The 19,797-nt window shown below is 47.0% G+C and carries 16 protein-coding genes, 10 tRNA genes and 1 rRNA gene; 1 reads left to right on the top strand and 26 read right to left on the bottom strand.

The features are described 5' to 3' along the window. Positions 1–5: 5 nt before the first annotated feature. From queA to HII30_RS13320, 10 genes are all read right to left on the bottom strand, one after another. Positions 6–1,037 carry a tRNA preQ1(34) S-adenosylmethionine ribosyltransferase-isomerase QueA gene (gene queA, locus HII30_RS13365; protein WP_169505539.1) on the bottom strand — a complete coding sequence of 344 codons (1,032 nt, stop codon included), beginning with the start codon at positions 1,035–1,037 and terminating at the stop codon, positions 6–8. Between the two features lie 5 nt (positions 1,038–1,042). Beyond that, positions 1,043–3,148 carry a SpoIID/LytB domain-containing protein gene (locus HII30_RS13360; RefSeq protein WP_169505538.1) on the bottom strand — a complete coding sequence of 702 codons (2,106 nt, stop codon included), beginning with the start codon at positions 3,146–3,148 and terminating at the stop codon, positions 1,043–1,045. A 43-nt stretch (positions 3,149–3,191) separates the two neighbouring features. Next, positions 3,192–4,202, bottom strand: coding sequence for a Holliday junction branch migration DNA helicase RuvB (gene ruvB, locus HII30_RS13355; protein WP_169505537.1), 1,011 nt, complete (start codon positions 4,200–4,202; stop codon positions 3,192–3,194). A gap of 31 nt (positions 4,203–4,233) precedes the next feature. After that, entirely contained in the window at positions 4,234–4,845 is a 612-nt protein-coding gene (gene ruvA, locus HII30_RS13350; RefSeq protein WP_169505536.1) for a Holliday junction branch migration protein RuvA, read from the bottom strand. After that, complete coding sequence (gene ruvC / locus HII30_RS13345; RefSeq protein ID WP_169505535.1) at positions 4,842–5,345, bottom strand: crossover junction endodeoxyribonuclease RuvC; 504 nt, start codon at positions 5,343–5,345, stop codon at positions 4,842–4,844. Before ruvC ends, ruvA begins: the two co-directional genes overlap by 4 nt. A 187-nt stretch (positions 5,346–5,532) precedes the next feature. Then, a complete protein-coding gene (locus HII30_RS13340; RefSeq protein ID WP_246246378.1) occupies positions 5,533–6,102 on the bottom strand; it encodes a BofC C-terminal domain-containing protein in 570 nt (189 codons plus the stop codon). A gap of 275 nt (positions 6,103–6,377) precedes the next feature. Beyond that, positions 6,378–6,451 (bottom strand) — tRNA-Pro (locus HII30_RS13335). 77 nt (positions 6,452–6,528) lie between these two features. Then, positions 6,529–7,188, bottom strand: coding sequence for a GAP family protein (locus HII30_RS13330; RefSeq protein WP_169505533.1), 660 nt, complete (start codon positions 7,186–7,188; stop codon positions 6,529–6,531). After that, on the bottom strand, positions 7,185–7,982 hold the full coding sequence (locus HII30_RS13325; protein WP_343045108.1) for a MerR family transcriptional regulator: 798 nt from the start codon (positions 7,980–7,982) through the stop codon (positions 7,185–7,187). The genes HII30_RS13330 and HII30_RS13325 overlap by 4 nt, the downstream gene beginning before the upstream one ends. Positions 7,983–8,016: 34 nt before the next feature. Further along, entirely contained in the window at positions 8,017–8,169 is a 153-nt protein-coding gene (locus HII30_RS13320; protein WP_169505532.1) for a hypothetical protein, read from the bottom strand. A gap of 176 nt (positions 8,170–8,345) precedes the next feature. Between HII30_RS13320 and HII30_RS13315 the strand changes: the two genes are divergently transcribed. Further along, complete coding sequence (locus HII30_RS13315; RefSeq protein WP_169505531.1) at positions 8,346–9,020, top strand: DUF4097 family beta strand repeat-containing protein; 675 nt, start codon at positions 8,346–8,348, stop codon at positions 9,018–9,020. A 74-nt stretch (positions 9,021–9,094) separates the two neighbouring features. Here the strand turns inward: HII30_RS13315 and HII30_RS13310 are convergent, their stop codons facing one another. The 16 genes from HII30_RS13310 to rrf all read right to left on the bottom strand — a co-directional run bounded on the left by HII30_RS13310 (position 9,095) and on the right by rrf (position 19,705). After that, positions 9,095–11,881, bottom strand: a complete 2,787-nt coding sequence (locus tag HII30_RS13310) for a phosphodiester glycosidase family protein (protein WP_169505530.1) — start codon at positions 11,879–11,881, stop codon at positions 9,095–9,097. A gap of 61 nt (positions 11,882–11,942) precedes the next feature. Further along, positions 11,943–13,877, bottom strand: a complete 1,935-nt coding sequence (locus tag HII30_RS13305; protein WP_169505529.1) for a CehA/McbA family metallohydrolase — start codon at positions 13,875–13,877, stop codon at positions 11,943–11,945. A gap of 30 nt (positions 13,878–13,907) precedes the next feature. Beyond that, positions 13,908–14,801, bottom strand: a complete 894-nt coding sequence (locus HII30_RS13300) for a carbohydrate ABC transporter permease (RefSeq protein ID WP_169505528.1) — start codon at positions 14,799–14,801, stop codon at positions 13,908–13,910. A gap of 16 nt (positions 14,802–14,817) precedes the next feature. Next, positions 14,818–15,753, bottom strand: coding sequence for an ABC transporter permease (locus tag HII30_RS13295; RefSeq protein ID WP_169505527.1), 936 nt, complete (start codon positions 15,751–15,753; stop codon positions 14,818–14,820). Positions 15,754–15,888: 135 nt separating this feature from the next. Continuing rightward, entirely contained in the window at positions 15,889–17,517 is a 1,629-nt protein-coding gene (locus tag HII30_RS13290) for an extracellular solute-binding protein (RefSeq protein ID WP_169505526.1), read from the bottom strand. A gap of 249 nt (positions 17,518–17,766) precedes the next feature. After that, positions 17,767–18,504, bottom strand: a complete 738-nt coding sequence (locus HII30_RS21935) for a UTRA domain-containing protein (protein ID WP_169505525.1) — start codon at positions 18,502–18,504, stop codon at positions 17,767–17,769. A 258-nt stretch (positions 18,505–18,762) separates the two neighbouring features. Then, positions 18,763–18,839: transfer RNA gene (locus HII30_RS13280), tRNA-Arg, on the bottom strand. Between the two features lie 5 nt (positions 18,840–18,844). Continuing rightward, positions 18,845–18,919, bottom strand: a tRNA-Gly gene (locus tag HII30_RS13275). Positions 18,920–18,935: 16 nt separating this feature from the next. After that, positions 18,936–19,011: transfer RNA gene (locus HII30_RS13270), tRNA-Lys, on the bottom strand. A 23-nt stretch (positions 19,012–19,034) separates the two neighbouring features. Next, positions 19,035–19,111, bottom strand: a tRNA-Asp gene (locus tag HII30_RS13265). 4 nt (positions 19,112–19,115) lie between these two features. Continuing rightward, a tRNA-Met gene (locus HII30_RS13260) sits at positions 19,116–19,192 on the bottom strand. A gap of 16 nt (positions 19,193–19,208) precedes the next feature. Then, a tRNA-Val gene (locus HII30_RS13255) sits at positions 19,209–19,284 on the bottom strand. A 29-nt stretch (positions 19,285–19,313) separates the two neighbouring features. Next, a tRNA-Glu gene (locus tag HII30_RS13250) sits at positions 19,314–19,388 on the bottom strand. A gap of 18 nt (positions 19,389–19,406) precedes the next feature. Then, positions 19,407–19,498 (bottom strand) — tRNA-Ser (locus HII30_RS13245). A 5-nt stretch (positions 19,499–19,503) separates the two neighbouring features. Continuing rightward, positions 19,504–19,579 (bottom strand) — tRNA-Asn (locus HII30_RS13240). A 9-nt stretch (positions 19,580–19,588) separates the two neighbouring features. Next, a 5S ribosomal RNA gene (rrf, locus tag HII30_RS13235) occupies positions 19,589–19,705 on the bottom strand. Positions 19,706–19,797 lie beyond the last annotated feature (92 nt).

The raw sequence follows: 19,797 nt of genomic DNA, 5'->3' as shown, positions 1-19,797 counted from the left end.
CCGAGTTAATAAATAAACATTGCGTCTCCGAAGCTGAAGAAGCGGTATTCCTGTTCTACAGCTTCTTGATAAGCGGACATAATATGATCCCTGCCTGCCAGTGCACTTACCAGCATAACCAGGGTAGATTTAGGCAGATGAAAGTTCGTAATCAAGGCATCAACGACTTGAAATTTATAGCCGGGATAGATAAAAATATCCGTCCAGCCGCTGCTCTCTGCCAAAGGCATGCCCTGATGCTGACTTCCTACGGTTTCGAGTGTACGGCAGGATGTCGTGCCAACAGCAACAACTCTGCCGCCCCTCTTTTTCGTTTGATTAAGCAGGTCTGCCGTTTCTTGAGAAATCATATAGTATTCCTCATGCATGACATGGTCTTCCACCCGCTCGACAGACATTGGACGAAATGTCCCTAGTCCGACATGAAGCGTAATAAAAGCAATATCGATTCCCTTGCGGGTGATGTCTTCCAGCAGTTTCTCCGTAAAATGAAGGCCGGCTGTCGGTGCAGCTGCCGATCCTTCATGCTTCGCGTAAACGGTTTGGTACCTCTCTTTATCCTCAAGCTTTTCTTTGATATAAGGAGGAAGCGGCATCTGCCCCAGAGCATCCAGAATTTCCTGAAAAATGCCTTTATAGGAGAATGACAAGGTGCGTGCTCCCATCTCTCCTTCATCTTCGATCACAGCCTTAAGCTGACCTTCTCCAAAAACAATCACGCTTCCGGTCTTCAGCTTCTTGCCCGGCTTCACCAGCGCTTCCCAGCGGTCACCTGAAAGGTTTTTGAGCAGCAGTACCTCTGCTTTGGCGCCGGTATCCTCTTTCACACCGAAGAGGCGTGCCGGAATAACTTTGGTATCGTTAAGCACCAGTGTATCACCTGGTTTTAGATGGTCTATGATATTTCCAAAGAGTTCATGAGACGTTTCGCCATTCTCTTTATTTAAAGTCAGCAGCTTGGATGCGCTGCGGTCAAGCAGCGGAGTCTGAGCAATCAGAGACTCCGGCAGCTCGAAATCATACATATCTACATTCATTTCGGTCAGTCCTTCATTATAGTTGAATTGCGGTAATAGTGTTGCAATATTTCTCTGTAATCATACCCTTGGTCAGCCATTCCCTTTGCTCCCCACTGAGAGAGGCCAAGACCATGTCCGTTCCCCTTACCGATAAATCGGAAGCCAGTGCTGTTCTGAACAGAACGTGCCTTTCCGTCAGCACTCATGATCACGGATCCCGCAGCAGCACTTTGCTTCACACCGCTTCCCGATATCACATTGATCGGACTTCCGCCGGCTAGTGTGGATGTCTTGCCGTCAGCGCCCAATACAGTATAACTTCCGGCTGGTTGTATATCAAACAGTGTGCTTGGCAGGCCGCCAAAGGCCGAACGGAACATATCCGGATAGTTCACTTTCAGCACCTGACCATTTAATTTGACTTCGGTGACTCTGCCGGAGGGACCTCTTGAAGTCACTTCCAGTGTCCTGATTTCGGACGGCAGGGCAGTTGAGGTTCTGCCCTTCAAAGTTTTAAGAATATCTTCTGATGTAAAAGGCCCGCGTACCCACTCGTAGCTGCCCGATTCCGGTACAACATCCAGAATAACCGCTGTCTGACCCGGATTCATCTGAGCCACAGGTTTAACTGCCGATTGAATCATAGGGATCGGACGCACATTCGTCGAATTTGCGGTTACCGTCATCATCTTCAGTCCCGATAGGGAGGCTCCGGATTCTTGGACATTGTCCTCACGAACATAACCGCTCTGACCGCCAGGCAGCAGGATATAATACCATTTCTTGGAGGAAGCTTGTGCCGACGCATCACCAGGGCTTTCGACAGCGGCAAACATGGCATTACCTCCAGTCCATACCTCTGATGGATCGGCAGTCATCCCTCCGCTGTTGGAAGAGAATACGGCTTCCACAACCTTGCCGCCGTTCCATATTACCTCACCTGCTGTAGCGTTGACCGCATCCGTCGTTCTGGCCGCTTCGGAACCGATACCATTATAAGCTTGGGTCAGGACGGTGTCGACCACATGGGCTACTTCAAAGCGCAGTCCTTGATACAGCGCATAGCTTCGAGCCGCGACCGCCTGCGCTTTCAGGGCTTCTTCCCCCCAGCTTGATGGAACTTCTGCTCCGACAACTGAGTACAAGTATTGTTCGAATGGCAGCTCGTTCACAAGGTACAGCTGTCCATTTTTCAAGCCGGCTTCCAGGGCTCCCCGGTATGTCCGTCCTGACCGCTCTTTGACGTAGATACCTGCTCCGCTTCCTTCAATCCATAATTTAGAATCTGTTCCGGATATGTTATATTGAACGGATTTCAACGGACCTGTCATCTCGATCCCCGCTTCTTCACGGAGGATAATTCCGGCCGGCTGGATTCCTGCCGGTTTAAAAGGGACGGCCGCTGCTGCCTGAACCGTGTTCTGAATAAGACCAAGCTCTGCAGCATTAAGAGCCTCACCTGCCCAAACCTCATATGTCATCCCGCTGCCCGTTGGAACCATCACTTTAAAAGCATCGATTTCCGCATTCCTCAGCGCTTGAATTATATTTCCTGCGGCCGCTTCAGATGCTAAAGGTCCTGATGTCAAATGCATCGTGCCTCTTGCAGCAGGAATTTGACCGTTTAAATGAGCTGATGCCGTTTTGGCAGTTCGTACTGCAGCCTCAGTCGCTGCTTGTTCTGTCGCATACATCCCCGTGTAGAGCTGATAGGATATCCCTTTCAGGCTTTGTGAAGTAAAAACCATAGGCTTATCCGCCGTCGCCTGCAGCTTTTGGGCTGCTTCCGATACGGTTTTCCAGTCATTTGACTCCAGCACCTTGACTTTATATGAATGGATGCCAAGACGAGCTTGGCTCCCTGAGGCAAGTGCTGCTGCCTGAATCGTACCGGATGGGCTCACAAAGGAAATGTTCAGAGGCTCTATGGAGCTGATCGTGACCGCTGGTGTCGTCGATTTGTATTTACTGCCCAGATCCAAATACAGAGCCACACGAATGTTATCCATCACTGACACTTGTGCTTGAACCGCTGCTGGTGCTGTCAGGCAGACACTGCCTGTTACCGCAGCAGCGAGCATCACTTTCATGCTTACAGCAAGTATGTTCTGTCTCCAGTTTCTTCTCATCCCGATATTTCCTCCTGAAACAGGCGTATTGTATTTATCTTGATCAATAACGGCGGTCTTCCGGAAATGGAATGCCTAGATGGCTGTACCCTGCCGGGGTTACCATTCTGCCTCGCGGTGTTCGCTGCAGGAATCCGATCTGAAGCAGGTAAGGCTCGTACACATCCTCGATCGTCTGGCTTTCTTCCCCGATCGTTGCAGCAATCGTATCCAATCCGACCGGGCCGCCCCGGAAATTCCGGATCATGGCGTTCAGCATCTTGTGATCGATCAAATCCAGTCCCATTGGATCTACCTGAAGCATCTTCAGTGACTCCTGAGCTATCTCCGGCGTAACGATACCATCTCCGCGGACCTGGGCGTAATCCCGCACACGTTTCAGCAGGCGGTTCGCAATTCTGGGTGTTCCTCTGGATCGCAGCGCAATTTCATCCGAAGCATCTCCAAGAATTTGAACCCCCAAAATATCGGCCGCCCTAGATACAATGTAACTAAGCTCATCTACCGTATAGAACTCCAGTCGGCTGACCACGCCAAAACGGTCACGCAGCGGAGCTGAGAGCAGACCGGCACGAGTTGTAGCACCGATTAAGGTGAACTTCGGCAGGTCCAGCCGGACAGAACGTGCGCTGGGCCCTTTGCCAATCATAATATCCAGCGCAAAATCCTCCATCGCAGGGTACAGCACTTCCTCCACCGTACGGTGCAGCCGGTGAATCTCATCGATAAACAGCACATCACCTTCCTGAAGATTCGTGAGCAGTGCAGCGAGATCGCCAGGTCGTTCAATAGCTGGACCGGATGTGGTTCTAAGGCTTACACCAAGTTCATTGGCGATGATGTTGGACAGCGTTGTTTTACCCAGCCCTGGGGGGCCGTAGAGCAGCACATGATCCAATGCCTCTTTTCGCATTTTGGCTGCTTCTATATAAATCTGCAGGTTCTCCTTCACCTGGTTCTGGCCTATATACTCGGCGAGATAGCGGGGACGGAGACTGAGTTCAACCGCCTGATCTTCCATCATTAAATTGGCTGTGATAATACGGTCATCCATCCTTCAACACTCCTTCCCTTTCATGTTTCAGTTACCCGGCATATAGGAGCTGAAGGGCTTTTTTCATCAGAACATCGACTGTGGCACCTGCACTCTGATCCTTGATTTGCAGCCACACCTTATCCAGCTCTCCATCTGTATATCCAAGTGCCTTCAGTCCTTCACGCGCTTCACTCCATGATCCGGTCTCACCCGCTTCTTCCTCCGCGACTGCAAACAGACCTGTATTGATGAGACTTGTGCCGAAGCCCTGCAGCTTGTCCTTGAGGTCCAGAATCATCCGCTGCGCAGTCTTCTTCCCGATCCCGGGCAGCTTCACCAAAAAGGTTATATTCTCCTGGTAAATGGCAGACACCACATGGTCTGGTGAACCACTGCCCAAAATGCCCAGTGCAACACGCGGACCAATACCGGACACCTCAATCAGTTTTCTGAACAGCCGCTGTTCTTCTCTGGATGGAAAGCCGAAGAGCAGCATCGCATCTTCCCGTACGTGATGATGGGTAAATACGGTGACCGTTCCCTCGCTTTTGGCGAAAGCAAATGGATTCGGGCAAAAAACACGATATCCTACACCGTTCACATCAAGCACGATATATTCATTCTCCAAGTGCGCGACCTGGCCGCGTAAAAAATCTATCATTTTCGCAATACCTCATTTAATTTGGAATTCAGTGTACTGGAATGGGCGTGGCATATCGCTACAGCCAGTGCATCCGCCACATCATCCGGTTTAGGCACACTCTGAAGCTTCAAAAACATTCGCACCATTTCCTGCACCTGTTTTTTCTCCGCCTTGCCGTACCCGACGATTGCCTGCTTCACCTGCATTGGCGTGTATTCACCAATCGGCAGACCTCGCTGAACGGCAGCCAATATCAACACCCCTCTAGCCTGAGATACTGCCATTGCATTGGTTACATTTCGGTTAAAGAACAGCTTCTCGAATGCAACCTCATCCGGTTTATATTGATCAAGCAGCTGTACCATGCCCTCGTATACTTGTATCAAACGTTCTTCTTCCGGCGTATGGGCCGCTGTCTGAATGCTGCCATACTGCACCGGTGTCAGCTTGCTTCCCTCTTTATCTACAAACCCGAAACCGACAATCGCGATCCCCGGGTCAATTCCCATGATACGCAAACCTAACCTCTCCCTTGAAGCGAACATATGTATCGTTATTCCATTATAACAAAAGATCTGTGCTGCGTTGAGGAAAACTTTGAGCTTTTCATAAATCGTACACGCTCGCCCGCCTTTCAGAATTTTAAGCACAAAAAAGGCCCGCCCTTAAAAAGGGGGAACCTGTTTTATCGCTCTTCTGCCTGGCTTAGTGTGACGTCATTACATCTTCAGCCAGATCTCTCGCATAATCACTGAATGTTGAGAGAACACTGTTGTACTCGTCCATATCCTGAATCCGTATGCCGTGCTGAAGCTGCCTCACCACATCGGAAGGTAGCGACGATTCCATGGAGCCGATATCCAGCTGGAAGAAGGTCCTTAACACTTTTTCTTTCTCGGGAGGTCCTTCAAACAACGTTAAATTACCCTGGCTGTCTACGCTCATGTAAGCCTGCTCCTTGCAGGCTGGTGACAGATCATCCGTAACCGTTTCTTCAAGCCATACCTGACCATCCTCATCAAATCTCCCCACCAGAGCCGGATTGCTGTTCATCAGTGCATAGATACCGTCCGTGTTCAACCGGCCTGCACTGCGCTCTTCCACGCCGCATACATAAACGGTTCTTAGATGCACGTTCATCACGTCCTTGGCTGCGTTCAACTGCTGCATGAATTGCTGCTGCTCTTCTAAGGTTTCATCATCATTTTGCATATACAGCAGGGTTTCCAGTGCAAAAGGCTGCTTGATTGCGTCTTTGGTCAGCAGTTCATTCATTCGATCAGGCAGATGCTGTCCAGACCAGGCAAGTATACTTATTATGAGGAAAAGGGCGCAAGTCCAGATCGCTCTTCTCCAGCGTCTCCAACGTTTTCTCCATGTTCTTCGAATACGAAAAATATTCAAATTAATCCCCTTCTATCCAATGTTTTTCATAGTTTGGCCGGTTATTCCGCCAAATATTCAAAACTGTGGCAGCAAAGGACAGCATGACGGTAAAACAAAAAAAGACTACGCATCTCAACTAACAGATGAATAGCCTTCTTTATAAATCGGGACGACACGATTTGAACATGCGACCCCCTGGTCCCAAACCAGGTGCTCTACCAAGCTGAGCTACGTCCCGACAAGCGATAGAAAGATCATATCACACAGTAAATAATGATGACAAGAACTTTTTAAATGCTGATCTTTTCAGGACGCTTACAAGTAATCCAGACTATTAAATATAAGAATCAAACCTGCTATGCACAAGATCCAGGACAGCATCGATCCGGACTGCTTCACCAGCCAGTTATGCATTCGCTGCAGCCATCGATGAACAGAAGGACCTATGAATGACGAGAGCATGTACAGCAAGATAGCGGGAAGCATCATAACCAGTTGATATCCAATTAAAATCGGCAGCCATTCAACCAGCGCAAGATTTGATGTTGTCATCAAACCGATGGCAGCGAAGTAAGGAAAGGCCGTTCCTGCTTCCAATATAAATGTACTTACACCAAGCGCAATCATAGGCAGGATACCGGCAGACCGAGGGCGCAGCTGCCCTGCCTTCCCTGTAGAGGGTTTTATAAAAAAGCTTATCGCAAACAGAAGAATGCCTGCTATAAACAGCGTCCAGCTTACGGCTCTATGCTCCAGAAGGGAAGTGAAAGTCTCCATTAATATGCCCAAACCCAGCATCAGCATCAGACCCAGTACGAAATACAACCCGGTTACTGTGATGAGATAAACCAGCAGACGTGAGCCTCTCTTAGTCGTCTGAGTTATCATGACATATAACGTTACTCCAATGATCGCGGGGCTGAGCGTATCCAGCAGAGACAATCCCCCGATGGACAGCAGCAGTTCAGAACTCATTGATTCTCATGCCCTCCTTCCTGGTCTTTGCTTGAACCTGGAGGCTCACTGGTCTGTGCAATCATATATGCGCTATAAGCTTTTTCCATATACTCAAGCACCTCTGGCTCCAGGGGATAAAGCCCCAGGCGGTGAGATTCCTCTGGAGATTTCCGAGCTTCCCATAGCTTGTCCAGGAAGGCATCCTGTCCGTGGAACTGTTCCTGCTGCTTTTCCAGCATTCGTCTGATAATATTCTGCACTTTCTTACACGACGGATCTTCGTGTATACATCCTTGGAGCTGGCCAATCAATGCAATCCATTCTAGAGAGTCCGGATCACTGCCCTTCATCGCGGGAAGTTTGTCCCAAAGTACGATTTCATCGCCCGACAATAAGGACTCCTTATAGGATTGGAGCTTTGTTTTGTCCTGCTTTGTCAACTGGATCAGCTTTTGTATCGCTTCCTGTTCATCGCCTCTTTCGATCATCAAGCCGTTGATGAATTCTCTGATCGAGACTTCCATGCTCTTCAAACGCTGCTGTTCTTCTAAAATGTAGGCTAACTGGTTTTTTAAGCCTCGTTCCCAGTTCCACAATGGATCTGTCAACATGCTCTGAATTTCTTTGAGAGGGTAACCCATACTTTTTAAAAACTGTATCTGCTGCAATCTCTTTAAATCCTCTTCGGTATATAACCGATGGCCGCCTTCTGTCTTGGATGCTGGATTCAGCAGCCCTATGGAATCATAATATCGCAGCGTACGGACTGTAATTCCTGTTAACTGCGCAATATCCCGTATATGAATAAACACCGTGAACTGTCACCTCCGTACCGCCTCTGTTTCATTATTCTTTCTCTTTTTCATCCACCAGTACATATTTCAACAAATATCCTATACCTAATCCCACGAGCACACCAGGTAAAGCCTGGTCAAACATCAATCCGATCCCTGCTCCAATAATTACACAAGCATAGATCAAAATATCTCCAGCTTTCATAACCGTCTCACTCCATCTCTGTTTACATTGTGACAGACTTTCATTATACAAAATGACGCTGCGTCAGTTTCAAGAGAAAGTTATCCCACACCTCAATCATGCAGAAAACCTTGATACTGACGCAGCGTCACCTGGTATGCTATTCATCATCCTACACATTTCATGAGGTGAATCTAATGAGCACACGCTTGATTGTTTTTGTTTTTTTATTATGCCTGATGACAATACTGACGGCTTGTGGTGAACGAGAAGGTACAGTTGATGTGCAAAGCACATCGCTTGAAGGAGTGGAACAGATCCACATTGACCATGGCAGTACATCCGTGCACCTGGAGTCGGATCCGGAGTTGAGCGATTTGGAAGTCTCGATCACGACCTATGACAGCGAACCCGCAGTACTTTTAGACACACAGAATGATACAATCAGCATTTCTATGAACTATGATTTACGCCGAATCGTAAATATAGGCAGAAAACCCCATCTCACCATCCGTGTTCCAGATTATTATAAGGGGAAAATTGTCGTCCAGGGTTCTTCTGGAAATGTCAATTCAGCTAATGTGCAGGCCGAGGAACTAATCATTCAAGGGAAGAGCGGCCGGATCTCTTTGGACTATGAGGAACTCCGGACCCAGCTCCAGATATCTGCAAAAAGCGGAAATGTATCTTTAAGTTTGAATGACAAAGATTCCGACGTCACATGGTCATTGAAATCAGGAAGCGGAAGACGCACCAGTGCCATAGGTTGGGATAATACTCGGGAGGGCAAAGACGTGACTCAAGGTGTAACGGGAAGCGGAACTTATCGTGTAGACATCCAGACAAGTTCCGGCAATATAAGCATCCAGTAAAGCTCGTACTTCTAATTTTCAGAAAAACAGACCCGCAAGCGGCGCTTACATCGCCAACCTGCAGGTCTGTTTAATTAATCTTGTTCTACTACAACGAGCAATGAAGAGAATACGTCCCTGGGCGCGCCTGGCGTATTGACACCATCAACCTTGTTGATTGGTGTATTCTCAATATCATATCCGCCGTTCCCATTCGTGACCACCGCAGTGGATGATCCTCCCCCATCCATGTTGAGGGCTTGATAGGCTCCCAGCTCCTTCATATACAGCCCGAGCTCTTCGATATAGAAGCCTGTGGAACCATTTGCTCCCCGACCATCAATGACGACGAAAAATACCGTGCCATCACTGCGGATTCCAACTGCTGTTCTTGGATGCCGGTCATTATGTCGGTAATAGGTCTGCTCATCATAATCCGGGTGATTAGGATCCGAAATGACCAAACCGTTAAAATCCTGATGCACACCATCTTTGACCATCCAGTACTGACCACCGGAAGCCTGGAACAATTCTTCTTTCATCTGCTCCCAATCGTCGGTGTAGCTTCCAATAACCGGAGTACCATTATCTTTAATCCCGAAAAATCCATGGAAAGGATAGTTTTTACCATCCACACCCGGTACGCGCACACCGTTGATGATCCCGGATCCGTCCTTGATCATATAGCCTTCCGGTCCTTGCTCCGTATAGAACTCCCCGTTCACACCTGCAACAACTTCTTTGCCTGCAATTTGAGTTGTTGCAGCTTGGTCAGCAACGTTCGCTTTAATACTGTCATGCCCTTCACTATCCTCAATGCGGATATAATCCCCGTTGGCATCTGTAGGTGGAATCTGGTTGTTCTTGGTACCAACAATAATCTCGTTTTGCGGCAAATTCAGATCCACATCGATGATATTCGCTTTTTGCACATTACCATTGACGTCGATAAAGTCCATCTGCCTGTGCTGTACACCTTGTGAGACTACAACAGACTCGTCGCGCAAAGGTCTGCGAATGATCGGTCCGGATACGCTTTCCGCAGGATTCTCCAGTGACTGCAGGACAGGACGTCCCAGCTGGGAGTCCATCTCCCAAATCACATTAAAATTCCAACCCAGATTTACATAAGTGGACTGCGTACCCAGCGCTTGGTCTGTTACCGATAGACCTTGTCTGTTGGAGGCGGTCCCCTCGGTAACAACGATACCTTGGACAAGAGCCTGCTCTGAAGCTATATTATTCTGAAATACAGGGGTGCCATTCACACGTCCGTTCACTCTGGCGATATTACTATTTCCGCCATTGGTGATGGTGCCCGCCAGCAGAGCATTATTTCGAATAATCGCACTGCTGTATGCATATCCCGAAACACCGCCGGTATTATTTAACTGGGAATGTACATCAGGAACCGCATACGATGTCTCCAGCACAGAGCCGCTTTCCGATACGGCAACCAGTGCACCGGCTTCCACCTTAGCTCGGACCATAACATCTGTATAGCTGTTTCTAATGAGATTGAAATTGTGAACAGCGATGCCGGCACTCCGGTAACCTCCGGTTACGACACCTGTTACAAAGCTTTCACGTATCGTTCCACGGTTGTTCGCCACCATGCCGCCGGCCCAATAGGTTGAGTCGCTGCTGAGGCCCATTATGGCCACATCTGCAAAACCGACGTTCTTAATCACACCGTAGTGGTCGACAATGAATGCTGCTTTACGCTGGCTTGTATCACTTGTAATGGTCAATCCGGTAATATGGTGTCCGTCACCATCCAGTGAACCGTAAAATGACGGGATCGGTACAAACTCGCCGGAGAGTTCAATATCTGCAGTCAGCACGAAACTACCGTATGGATCACTGCGAATAAGTTCAAGATCTGCAGCTGCTGCAATTTCTACATCCTGTATTTCTCCTGCATACTGGAGGGTTGGCCGCTCTAGAACTGGATTCATCTCCCAGACGGATTGAAAATCCCATCCGAGCGTATTTTCGTAGGCTGACTGCTCAGTCAGCGTTTGATCAGTTACGGACAAGCCCTGAGCATTCCCAGATGTCCCTCCCGTTACTACCGCCCCTTGGACAAGGGCATTCTGTGAGGCTATATTATTCGAGAAAGTGGGGGTGCCATTCACGCGGCCTGTTATTCTGCCCGCATTCAGATTATCGCCGTTAGCAATCGTACCCGCGAGCAAGGCATTATCTTCTATAGTCGCATTGCTGTATGCGTATGCGGAAATTCCTCCCGTGTTAAATTCCTCTGAATACACATCCGGCACTGCATAAGATGATGACAAAGTGGAACCGCTCTCCGATACCGCAACCAGCCCGCCGCTTTCCACTCTGGCACTGACTTCGGCAGCCGCATACACATTACGAATAACGCTGTAATTGTTTACTGCAATACCGGCACTCCGGTAACCTCCTACTACAGAACCCGTCACAAAGCTTTCCTGAATTGTTCCTCTGTTTGTCGCTACCATGCCCCCGGCCCAATAAGTTGAGTTGGTATCCAGGCTGGTAATATTCACATCCACCAAGCCGATTCGCTCAATCGTACCATAGTTGGTCACGATTAAGGCCGCTTTAGGCTGACTGGAATTTGCAGTGATACTTAAACCAGAGATATGGTGGCCCTTTCCGTCCAGCGTCCCGCTGAATGAAGAAATCGGAATGAACTCACCGGACAACTGGATATCGTTGCTCAGTTCAAAATCTCCCGTTGGATTATTCCGAATTTGCTCCAAGTCGGATGCGCTGCTAATTGTGATCACAGAAGAGGATGAAGCTTCAACTGGCAATTGAGCCGTAACAACCAACGAACATAATAAGGTGAATGTTAAGAACAAAGACGCTAATTTTCTAGGAAAATGATTCATGACATCGCCTCCTGTCTAAAATGGGCCGTCCCTTTCTAACTGTCCTGGTTATGCGTTACCTTCAACCTTCAATCCATACCGGTGCTGTAGCTGCAAACTCACCGTCATTTTGATAAATTTTGACGAAATAGTAACGCTCCGAGCTCGGCAGTGAAACTTTATAATGAATATGATTGCTGTCTTGAACGTCGACGGAATGGATGACTTTCCCCTGTTCTCCAATGATCTCGGCCTTCACGATCTGCCCTTCCGTTTCCTTGCCGTACATTGCTCTGATGTCTAAATCCAACTGGTCTGTCTTCTGAATCCGAGACCCCATAATGGAATCATTTACTTTGAACCAAACCTTCAAATGCAGTGCCGATGTAAAATACACACGCTGATGCCTTACCGCATCATAAAAATGCTCTCTCGTTAATTGATCCACCAAGAGCCCTGTGCGGAGCGTGTTTTGCGTTCCCCACTGTCCATGATGATTATCCTGACTCCCCACCGGTGCCACATGCCATCCTTTATCCAGTGCCATCACATAATAATAGAGTCCGCCCAGCTCCTTGCTTTCGATGGGATTGATCTCAATCATATGCATCACTTCATCCAGCTCCGCATCATAAGGATCAAATCCGTCGAGATGACGATTGCCGCAGGACCACGGATGGTTCCATTGTTGAATCGAATCAGGATATTGTTTCAGCAGATCATAATACGTAGGAATATCGTTGTATTCGGTTTCATAGGTGTTGATAAAAAAGTCCATATTGTACGTGTTCATATGACCGAACTGATTGTACCAGGTTGTTTCAGCACCAAACAGTGCAAGAAAAGCGCCATCTTCTGTTTTGTTGTCAGCTATTTTCTGAATATCCACCCACTTGCGGCTTTTTTCCCACTCCAGATAGTGATCATAAAGATTGCTGTGTTCGGTGATCGCCAGAAAGTCTAGTCCAGCCGTGTACCGAGCGTAATCGTACGCATACTCAGGAACACCGATCCCATCCGAGAATCCGGTATGACTGTGCAGGTTACCGAAGTAAATATGGTACTCGCCATTTGCCGGTGCTGCTAAAGCTTCGGGACGGGGCCTCGGTGCGGGAAGCTGACTTTTCCGGGCTACTTCCAGCCAATGAATCATCAGCTCCTGCCCCGGGGCAGCCTTCTTAACCACAAGGTACATATCATGAACTCCTGTCAGCTTCTCAGCGTCTTTGTGATGCAGACGCCCTGCCAGCATGGACCAGCGTTTCCACTGTTTAAACAGAATGAGCTCTCCGACCTTCTCACCTTCCAGATCGTCTACTCGAACCTCTAAAACGACTTGTTTCGCTTTATCAAGATCTGTAAAACCGAACTGGCCTCTCAGCTGATCAATACCTTCCATTGTGAAGTCCACATCCCGATAGAGCAGATAACTGCCTGCTCCACCGCTGACCAGAACCTCTTCTACACTTCCTGGCTCCAAATCTAAAGATTCACTTTCCTCAAATCCGTAGCTTTGATCGCAGCTCAGTGCATGAAATTTACGAAAAGCTGTCTTCTGCGGAGCTTGGGTTATCACCGTGCCTGCTTCATGACCGTAAACTTGAACGTTGTACAATTTTGCGGTTTCGCCTGCTGAGCAGTATGTAATAGTTACTCTAAGGTATCTCGCGCTCAGCGATATGTCATACTTGTCCAGGATGTTCTCTGATGGAGTACTCTCCATCTTTTCCAAGCAGCATTCCCAATTTAGATTATCCTGACTGTGCTCTATAAAATAATGCGTAATCTCTGCCGTATCTTGCCGCGCCTGAATGCAGACTTGTTCTATTTGGCAGTTTCGGCCCAAGTCAATCTTCCACCATTTGTAATAAGGACCTCCTGCCCAAAATGTGTCTGGCTGTCCATCAATCGCTTTTTCAGCTTCATTGTCGTCCAGCTGCTCTTCAGCTATTGCTCTTTTTCCGCTGCTTAGCAGCATCAGCTGATTTACGTTTGCTTTCTCGTTCGACTCATTCATCCTTCCATTCACTCCGATCGTCAATTGTAATCAACCTTTGATGGCCCCCATCATTACGCCCTTCACAAAATGTTTCTGTACAAGCGGATACAACAGCAGCATTGGAAGACTCGACACCACAATAACGGCATAGCGCATTCCCTCAATTAACAGCAGCTGCTGCATCAGGCTCTCACCCTCTCCGCCTGCCATCGCTGACATATCTTCCTGTATTAAAATACTCCGTATCACCATCTGCAGTGGAAATCGCCAATGATCATTCAAGTAAATTAATGCTGTGAAATAGGAATTCCAGTGTGCAACACCATAATACAGCGCCATCACCGCGATAATTGGCTTGGATAGCGGAAGGACGATACTTGTCAATGTCCTGATATTGCTGCAGCCATCCATAAAGGCTGCTTCCTGCATTTCAATGGGGATTGAGTTTTGAAAATATGTTCGCATGATGATCAAATTCCATACACTAATCGCACTAGGGATGATCATTACCCACAAGTTGTTGTATAGTCCCAGCATATTTTTGTAGATGAGATATGTCGGGATCAATCCTCCATTAAAGAGCAGCGTAAACGTAAAGAGCAATGCCAGTACATAACGCCCTTTAAAATCCTTACGTGATAAAACGTAAGCTCCCATTGTGGTCATTACGATATTAATGGTCGTTCCAAGTACCAGATAAATTAATGAATTTCGGTATCCCGTCAAAATATCTGCATTGCTCAGTACTTTCTGATAGGCACTGAATGTGAAATCTTTTGGAAGCAGCCATACTTCACCCTTCGCGATATACAGAGGATCACTGAACGACGCACTCAGAATATAAATCAAAGGATACAATGTGACCAACATGATGATCGAGAGAATCGTATAGATCACAATGGTGAATATTCGATCTCCCCAACCGGCTATTTTATGTTCCATAATCAGGACTCCTCCATCACCACAAGCTGGTACTGCTGACCCTCTTGGCAATTTGGTTGACTATTATGATGAGAATAAAGTTAATGACTGAATTGAATAATCCCACTGCCGCCGAGAAACTGAACTGTGACCCCAGAAGACCGGTCTCATACACGTAGGTGGAGATAACGTTCGATGAAGGTTTGTTCAAATCATTCTGCATCAGATAAATTTTCTCGAACCCGATGTCCATGATAGAGCCAAACTGAAAGATCAGCATAATGATTGCTGTCGGAATCAGGCACGGAATCGCGATATGAATCAGTCGCTGTAGTTTGTTCGCTCCATCGATCATAGCCGCTTCGTACAGTTGTTTATCGATGTTCGCCAACACGGCTATATAGAGAATGGAACTAAAGCCCATATTCTGCCATATATCAGAAAACACATAAATGGATTTAAACATGTCAGGTTCGGTCATAAAATAAATCGGTTCCTGTCCAAACAGACGAAGAATATTGTTGATTAATCCGGTTGAAGGAGACAGAAAAGCCATAATCATGCCGACCAGAACCACCATAGAAAGAAAATGCGGCATGAAGGTGATGGACTGAATACTTTTTTTGAACCATTTCGTCCGCACTTCGTTGACCATCAGTGCAAAAATGATCGGCAGCGGGAAAGCGACAAGAATTTGGAACAAGCTGATACCGATCGTGTTTTTTATCAGGGTCCAAAATTGATAGTTATTAAAAAATCGAATGAAATGCTTAAACCCCACCCATTCGCTGTCCCATATGCCTTTGGATACAGAAAAATCCTTAAAAGCAATCTGGATACCGTACATCGGTAAATATTTGATAATAATAAAATAAGCTACAACCGGCAAAGCCAGTAAATATAGATCCCAGTTCTTTCGAACAGAACGAGGAAACACAGACTTCACTAATCCTCTATCCTCACCTGGTGTCATATCAGCACCCCTTCACAATTAAACACGGCTGCCATTCCATATGTTGTGGAAGACGGGAACTCGTGATGTATGGAGGTATGATCCTTCATCATCAGGAGTTCCGCGATTCCAGTGTTGCTTAGTCTTAAGCTATAGTTATTGCTTGTATCTGCTGTAAGCCTCTTCGTAAATCTCTTGCAGGCGTTTCAGCCCCATCTTCTCCAATTGAGCTACGTAATTATCGAATTCATCCAGTGATGCCTTTCCTTGAACGAACTCGGCTGTACGCTGTGTCACCATACCGTAAATGTCGGTTTCCAGCGACAGCTTCTCATCAAACTGCTCTGCTGTGAAGCTGAATGGAGCCCACAGTTCTTCTGGCAGATACGGCTTCAGATTCTCAGCTGCTGCCTTTGCTGACGGCTGGGTTTCACCGCCTTTGAAGTAATCTTCCAAAATAAGCGTTGGCAGAGACCCTCCAGCATAAGGAACATACTTGGACACGACCTGGTCGAATGAAGAGCCTTCCGGAATGTTTTCTACGATCTCAGGCAGAAAATCATAATTGCCATCCTTATCCTGCTGATAGCTTTCTCCTTCAACGCCCAGGTACAGCATTCGGCTTCCCTCTTCACTGTAGAAATAATCGATCCAACGCATGGTGGCTACAGGATTTGGATTTGTTTTACTGATCATAAATGCGCCTCGGGAGCCCAGGTTTCCTCGTGCACTGGTATACAGCTGATCTCCATTCGGGCCAGTGAGTGCAGTCTCCAGTCCGACGAAGTCATCCGCGTTGCTGTTAGCACGTCCAATGACATTACCGAATGAGAAACTGCCGACCTGATTTTGTTCATTTTTAGCAAGTACTTTCGTGCCATCATTCGTGAAAATTTCTTTATCTATAAGCTGCTCTGCATACAGTTTGTTTAAATACACTAACAATTCTTTATATTCCTGACTTGCCGGGAAAAAACGAAGACTTTCTGAGGAAGGATCTAAATCCCAGTTTCCATTGCCCATTCCCCGGTTACCCAGGCCAAACGCGCCTCTGATTACTTGAATGGCCTCATCTAGCGAGTCTGCCGTCATTGGAATTTCATCCTTCTGACCATTCTTGTTGGGATCTCCATCCCTGAACGCTTTCAGCACTTCGTACAATTCGTCGGTAGTTGCCGGGGATTTCTTACCCACTTGCTCAAGCCACTGCTGATTGATAAACAGCTTGCGGTTGATTTCAATACTTGGTGAATCCGTCAGGTTTGGAAGTGCATAAATACTGCCATCAGCTGCCGAAATCCCCTTTTTCACATCCGGGTATTTCTCTAACACCGCTTTAAAATTCGGAGCATATTGATCTATTAAATCATTCAGTTTTATAAAAGATCCCTCGGCACCATATTTGTCGATGTCATTATCCGGCATTTTTGTTCTGTAAAACATATCCGGAAGCTGGTCACTGGCCAGGGCCAGGTTACGCTTTTCATTGATATCAGCGCTGGTGTAAGCATCCCATTGAATCTGGATACCGCTCATTTTTTCATATTCTTTCCAAGCCAGAATATCATTCCATTCCGTCGGCTGAGCCGGGCTCAAAAGCACCATTGCAGATAATGTAAGCGGTTCATTAACAATCGGGAATCCTGTTTCATTCACATTGGAAGCCGCCGCATCTATCTTTTCCTGATCGGTATTGCCTGAGTCACCCGTATTGCTGTCACCACACGCGGAAATGATCAGCATCATCACCAACATTAAAGCAATCATCGAATGTATTTTTTTCAACTTAATACCCTCCCCGAGGAATATGTTTTTTTGCAGCATCATGAGAAAATAAAGAGTAAACCATGGATCAATAATGACTTTGTTAATCCTCACTTTAGTCAGGCTGCTTGGTCGCCTTCATTTGATTCCCCCTTACTTTGAAAGCGCTTCATAATTTATGTAAATCCGGGCTGTAAGATATATATAAGACTCCGGATTTTCAACAACAAGGTTTGATTCGAGTATCAGCTTCTTCTAATCTTCAATTAATTAATAATTTTTCTTTCTGAGCGTTTGTTTATATTTGTACTTATACTTCTCGCTGCGGATATAGCTTTCACAGAACTCAATGCAGTGATCTTGTGCCGAAGTCAGACGAGTCAGGTGCAGTACCGCCGCATTTTTTTTAATTTGCAGAAATTCTGCAATGTCCCCAGGACAATTAACAGCTTGTGCTTCCACCTCGGCTTCCTCAGCCATCAAGTTGGAATGACGATAAATCGTTGCATATAAACCATCACTTTGCAGCTCTTCCATCGTTGCACCTTCCATGACGCTGCTAGGAGTGTAAGCACGTTCCCAGGCAAACAGTTCATCGCCGATAAATCGGAGCCTGGTGATTTCAAATACGTGCTCCCCAGCATTTGCACCAAATAATTGAGCCAGGAACTCTGTAGACTTGGTTTTATGAAAACCTAAAATCTGAAAGTTGGAGAGCAAGCCTTCCTTTTCAATTTCCTGAGACAAGCTGTAAGAGCTGGTAAGTTCATGTTCAAATTTAGGAAGAGATACAAAAGTCCCCTTCCCCTGTTTTCTCACCAGATATCCTTCTTTGACCAGGTCCTTCAGAACTTCTCTAACAGTGATCCTGCTGACTCCATATTCTTCGCACAATTCTCGTTCACTTTGGATCTGGCTGCCCGGTGACCAAAATTTTTTCTCTATCTTTTCAAGCAATTTCCCCCTTAGCTGATACTGTAATGTAACGGGTAATGTATCATCTAACACATTGATTCCTCTCCTCTGTCTAAATCTTAATCCCGAATTGTTAACCCAGTGTTTTCTCTAACTGGTTATAACATTATAATATAATAATATTATAGTCAACACTTTTTACATTTCTTTAATATCCAGTTAATACAGATCTGAGCGACAACAAAAAAAGCCTGCGGATAGTATCCCGCAGGCTCTCAAAATAGGGTTTATCAAATAATGAGTATAAAACAAAAAAACTTCCCAATGGAAGTTCACAATTAAATTTAAAAATGGCGTCCCCTGAGAGATTCGAACTCCCGGCCTTTTGATTCGTAGTCAAACGCTCTATCCAGCTGAGCTAAGGGGACACATATGGAGCGGACGACGGGAATCGAACCCGCGACCCTCGCCTTGGCAAGGCGATGCTCTACCGCTGAGCCACGTCCGCATACAATAAATAATGGTGGTGAGCCATGAAGGACTCGAACCTTCGACACCCTGATTAAAAGTCAGGTGCTCTACCAACTGAGCTAATGGCTCATACAAGCATAAAATGGTATGAATGGCGGAACTGACGGGATTCGAACCCGCGATCTCCTGCGTGACAGGCAGGCATGTTAGGCCTCTACACCACAGTTCCAAATTGGTTGCGGGGGCAGGATTTGAACCTGCGGCCTTCGGGTTATGAGCCCGACGAGCTACCGAGCTGCTCCACCCCGCGTCAGTATTGTGTTATATGGTGGAGGCTGAGGGGATCGAACCCCCGACCCTCTGCTTGTAAGGCAGATGCTCTCCCAGCTGAGCTAAGCCTCCATACAAATCAATTTTGCTATAATAGAAAATGGTGACCCGTAGGGGATTCGAACCCCTGTTACCTCCGTGAAAGGGAGGTGTCTTAACCCCTTGACCAACGGGCCATCTTTGGAAAACCGTTCTGGCGGAGAGAGAGGGATTCGAACCCTCGAGACGCTTTTGGCGCCTACACGATTTCCAATCGTGCTCCTTCGACCAACTCGGACACCTCTCCAAAAGTGGCTCCCCGAACAGGACTCGAACCTGTGACAACTCGATTAACAGTCGAGTGCTCTACCAACTGAGCTATCAGGGAATATGTATCGCTTGGCGGCGTCCTACTCTCCCGGGACCCTTCGGTCCAAGTACCATCGGCGCTGGAAGGCTTAACGGTCGTGTTCGGGATGGGTACGCGTGGAACCCTTCCGCTATCGCCACCAAACATGTTCAGATGTTTGATCACCTGAAAACTAGATACGAAACGAATGTGCGTGTTTAGAAATCTTCTCCGTAGCAACCCTTCCGATCCTTAGA

It is taken from the genome of Paenibacillus lemnae (genome assembly GCF_012933385.1).
Lineage (GTDB): Bacteria > Bacillota > Bacilli > Paenibacillales > Paenibacillaceae > Paenibacillus_AQ > Paenibacillus_AQ lemnae.
The sequence above is the reverse complement of the archived record's forward strand: the minus strand, read 5'-3'. Positions and strand labels throughout refer to the sequence as shown.